Origin of the sequence: Syntrophotalea sp., assembly GCF_050253115.1 — a bacterium.
Classification (GTDB): Bacteria; Desulfobacterota; Desulfuromonadia; order Desulfuromonadales; family Syntrophotaleaceae; genus Syntrophotalea; species Syntrophotalea acetylenica.
Genome location: NZ_JBFWJQ010000156.1, coordinates 1 through 4,522, shown reverse-complemented (window position 1 = coordinate 4,522; position 4,522 = coordinate 1). Strand labels below are relative to the sequence as shown.

General features: G+C 54.2%; 3 protein-coding genes. 2 read left to right on the top strand and 1 reads right to left on the bottom strand.

What is annotated here, in order from left to right; translation table 11 throughout:
* Window positions 1-280: 280 nt before the first annotated feature.
* Both AB7E65_RS12095 and AB7E65_RS12090 read left to right on the top strand, forming a co-directional pair.
* Window positions 281-952: a YkgJ family cysteine cluster protein gene (locus tag AB7E65_RS12095; protein ID WP_428746033.1), complete on the top strand. Its 672-nt coding sequence runs from the start codon at window positions 281-283 to the stop codon at window positions 950-952.
* 102 nt (window positions 953-1,054) lie between these two features.
* Window positions 1,055-2,146 carry a ribonuclease Z gene (locus AB7E65_RS12090; protein ID WP_428746032.1) on the top strand — a complete coding sequence of 364 codons (1,092 nt, stop codon included), beginning with the start codon at window positions 1,055-1,057 and terminating at the stop codon, window positions 2,144-2,146.
* A 282-nt stretch (window positions 2,147-2,428) separates the two neighbouring features.
* Here the strand turns inward: AB7E65_RS12090 and AB7E65_RS12085 are convergent.
* The coding region (locus AB7E65_RS12085; RefSeq protein ID WP_428746031.1) for a methyl-accepting chemotaxis protein at window positions 2,429-4,522 on the bottom strand (2,094 nt) is incomplete at its 5' end.

The window sequence follows — 4,522 nt, the reverse complement described above, 5'->3', positions numbered from 1 at the left end:
TTTTACTGATTAGATTGAGGTGTTTGTGAAAACCTGGACGTCCAGGCAAAAAATTCGTCCTGCAGGGCTTGGGGTTTTTCAGGGGTGAAGGCATGTTTGTCGTGTGTTCTGGTGGTAAAAAACGCCATAACGCTGTAGAACGGATTTTTTGCGGCACCATCGGATTTGTAAATTGTGCTTCGCGAGGGACGCAACCTCTGCCGTGATTTTTTATAAAGCGTTCTTCCCCGGAAAGTGGCATGTTTCGCCCCGGCTGAAACAGCCCGGAGACTCATTCATAATGGTGAATACATCCGCACTCGATGCCATCGCCTTGCGATACCGGCATCTTCTGGAGACAGTGGACGCCTGGTTTGCCCAGTGCAAAATGCAGGTTGGGGATCGGATCCGCTGCGGTGAGGGTTGTTCTGCATGCTGCAGAGGGTTGTTTGACATCACCCTTCTTGATGCCTATCTGCTCCAGCAGGGTTATTCGCGGTTGCCTGCTGGTCGCCGCCGGCAAATCGCCGGACGGGCCCGAAGGCAATTGCAGGCTTTGCAGCAGCAGTGGGCCGATTTCCAGCCGCCCTATCTGCTGAACAACCTGCCGGATCATCTATGGACAGATATGCCCGAGGATGATCCTACCCCTTGCCCGTTTCTGGACGAGAACGGTGCTTGCCTGGTGTATTCCTGGCGACCTTTGATATGCCGCCAGCACGGCCTGCCGAACATCGATCTGTCGGGAACTGTTTTCTCCGAGCTTTACTGCAGTCTTAATTTTGTCGGAGAGAATCCCTTTGAATGCCCGGAATTGAGATGGGATTTTCGGGGGCATTTTGTGAAGGAAATGGCGCTTTTCGGCGCCTTTACCACCGAGTTGTTCGGCACGTCGGTCAATGAGGCGGATACTTTTATTCCTGCCGTGTTATTCATCGATTTTCACTCTTTCCCTGGAGATGCTGACGTCTGAAGCGTTGTTTGTAAAGGCTTTTCCAAGGTTTTAGTATCTGCATTTTTCGCCGACCAGGAACCTTGCATACAGGTACCGTGGGGTTCGATTTCCGGAGTGCGCATGGCCTGCCGCTTGTCCTTTCGCTATCTTGAGCCAACCTTTTTTGCCGGTCTTCTGGATGATCCGGTGTTGTGGGTCAAAGTGCGTCCCTGGGGCCGCTCCTTGTTATTCGATTGCGGTCAGTTGCACCATCTGGCCAAGCGGGTGCTGAAATCCGTCGCTGCTGTTTTCATCAGCCACGCGCACATGGATCATTTCATGGGATTCGATACCCTGGTGAGGCAGGTGCTTGTATCGCCCCGCACTTTTGATGTCTTTGGCCCTCCCGGACTGGCCGACAAGGTAGAGCACAAACTGGCGGCCTACGACTGGAATCTGCACGAACATTTCTGGTGCAGCTTTCGTGTGCACGAGCTGTCCGGCGACAGGGTGTATCGGTGGATTTTCCCAGGGCCGCAACGCTTTATCCGCTGTTTTGAGGGGCAGGATGACCGTGTTGGAGGGACGATTTTTGAAAACCGCTGGGTCAAAGTAGAGGCCCGGCAGGCCAGTCACCGGATCCCGGTTCTGGTGTATCGCCTGACCGAAAAGGCAGGTTTTTCACTGGATGCGGAGCGCATTGCCACGCAAGGGTTGGTTGGTGGTCCCTGGATCGATGTTCTTAAACGTCAATTTTATCACGGTTTGCTGGGCAGGACCCCGCTGAACGCGACGCGTTTTGACGAAAATGGTCATACGATTGCCTGTCTGGTGGAAAATACCCGCGAGTTGTATGAAAACATTTGCCGCCGCCAGTCAGGTGCGTCCATTGGCTACCTGACGGATATCGGTTTTTCAAGGCAGAATCAGACTGTGGTGACCGCATTGCTCAAGGGAGTCAGATTGCTTGTGGGGGAATGCGCTTTTCTTGCGGACCACAAGCAAAAGGCCCGCCGCTCATTTCATCTCTGCACCCGGGATATGAACCGGCTGCTGGCCGAAATACAGCCGGATTTCTATATGCCTGTGCACTTGTCCAAATCCTGCAGCCACAGAAGCGGGGATCTGTACCTGGAATTGTGCCCGCCACCGGAAACCCGTCTGGTGTGTTTGCCGGACCGGCTGCTTCACCGGCCCTTCCTGCCTTGCGAAGTTCCAATGGATTGCATGTGAAAAATCAGCGCCCTGCGTATTTGACTGAAGTAACTAGTTTCCATCCGGAAACGGCCCTTTTCCGCCATGGCGGCGTCAATCCGCAGGCTTGCTTGTGCGGCGTACCGATGTACGCCTCCGCGCAACCCCTTGATTTCCTTGCCACAACGAAAAATTGATCGTTTCCCATATGAAAACTACGCTGTATCCATCCGGAGTTTCCGGACGGACACTAACTATAAAAAACGCCCGGCCATCCGTTCATGGAGGCGGGCGTTTTCATTTTCCGCTAAGGACTGTCCGTCAGGAAATATAGCTCATGTCCATGGCCACTTCGGGGTCGCAGCCGAGCCGCAAGGCCCCCCAATGCTTTCCCTTGATGAATATGGGCATGGCGAATTCGCTCAGGATCTCTCCATCGTCGCGCTGGTAGGTGTGCAGCAGCACCGGATCGGTATTGCGCGCGGCGGTCAGGCTGCTGGGATCATCAAAGATGCGCTGGTCACGGCTGTGTATCGCATCGATTTCCGGATCGCCGGTCACAGGTTGCGAGCAGAAACTGTTGTGGGTCCCCGCATAGCCATTGACATCGACGCAGACGGCAAATACGCCGCCTTTCAGGTCGTTGACCAGTTTGTCATAAATCGGCTGAAGATCTTTGCCAAAAGCGTCGGTGTAGGCAGTGCGATATTTCGCGGGATCGGTCCCCGGCACCGGCTGATAATCACGATCAAAAATATCGATGCCGCGCTCCAGCATTTTCTCCAGGTTTTTGCGAACTTTGTTACGGGCATTACGTAATTCGCCGACGATATACTCGCCATATCCCCTGCCGGTTTTGAAACGGGCATTCATGCGCTGCAGGTTTTCCGTGATCTGGTAGAGGTTTTCCGTCGAGGTTTTGGCCTCCTCCATGGTGTCCGACACTTCGCGGCTGATCTGATTGATATGCGTGACCTTGCCGTGCACCTCGTTGTTGGCGGCTGACAGTTCCTCCACCGAGGCGGTAATGCTTTGCAGTTGATCATCGCTTTTTTCAAGGTCGCTGATCATGGTTTTGAAGCCGTTGCAGGATTTGCTGACGGCTGCCTGGGTTGCCTTGGCGACGTTGCTGATATCCTCGGTTTCACTGATGCAGGTTTCGATGTGGGAAAGCATGTTGTTGATCTTGCCCGCAATGTCCTCGCTGGCGCCATTGACCTGCTCGGCCAGTGCCTTCACTTCATCCGCAACAATGGCGAAACCCTTGCCGGCCACTCCGGCTCTGGCTGCTTCGATGGCTGCGTTGAGGGAAAGCAGGGATGTCTGGGTCGCGATCGATTTTATCAGGGACACGATTTTTTTGATTTCCTGCGATTCACTGTCCATCTTGTTGATGGTTACGGTGTAGCCGGCAATCTTTTCCGTCATGCTGTTGATGCTGGCATTGGTCGCCATGAGTTCCTGAAAGGAGGTTTGCGCCGTATCGAGGTTGTTCGATGTCGAGGCGCATATTTTCTGGGTGTTGGCCGAGATTTCACCATGCGCGGCATTGGTTTCCTGGCTGCTGGCAAAAATGTCCTGCGCCAGGATTCCCTGCTCCCTGCTGTTGTGCGAGGACATCTCCACCTGGGACGACACCTTGAGGGTATTGACGGCGATCTGCACGCCCATGGTGCGGATATTGAGGAACATCTCGCGGACATTGTCGAAACATTCGTTGAGAGCTTTGGCCATGCGTCCGATTTCATCTTTGCGGTCCAGATCCAGGCGCAGGCTGAAATCACCCTTGCCGATCTTCTCCATAATTTCAGTGGATTCGTTCAGCGGCCGTGAAATGGATCGGGTGACGAAAAACACCAGACCCATGGAGCAGGCGATAACCAGCAGCAGGATGCCGAAGGTAGTGTAAAACAGCCGGGCAAGCACCGCTTCAATGTCGTCGAGGTAGAGACCGGCGCCGATGACCCAGTCCCAGCCCTCGACCTTTTTGACAAAGGAAATTTTGCCGACAGGTTTGCTGAAGCCGTCCTTGTGCCATGCGTATTCGACGAAACCCTCGCCATTTTCACGACAGAGTTCGGTCATTTTGACAAACATCCGCATGCCGTTTGAATCTTCCCTGGTCGCCAGAGAGGTGCCGTTGAGCTCCGGATCGAGGGGATGCAGGACCATGGCTGGCTGCATGTCATTGATCCAGAAATAGTTGTCGCCGGCAAAACGCAAATTTTGGATCACGGCCTTGGCCTGTGTCTGTGCCTGCTCAACGGGCATCTGCCCGGTTTGGGCCATACGGGCGAAGTGCTCGACCTGCCCCCATGCGGATTCGACCACGTGACGGATTTCGTTGCGGCGCGCTTCCATGATGTTGTCGCGGAACTGGATATAGAGCCATGACGCAACCAGGGTGAAAACCAG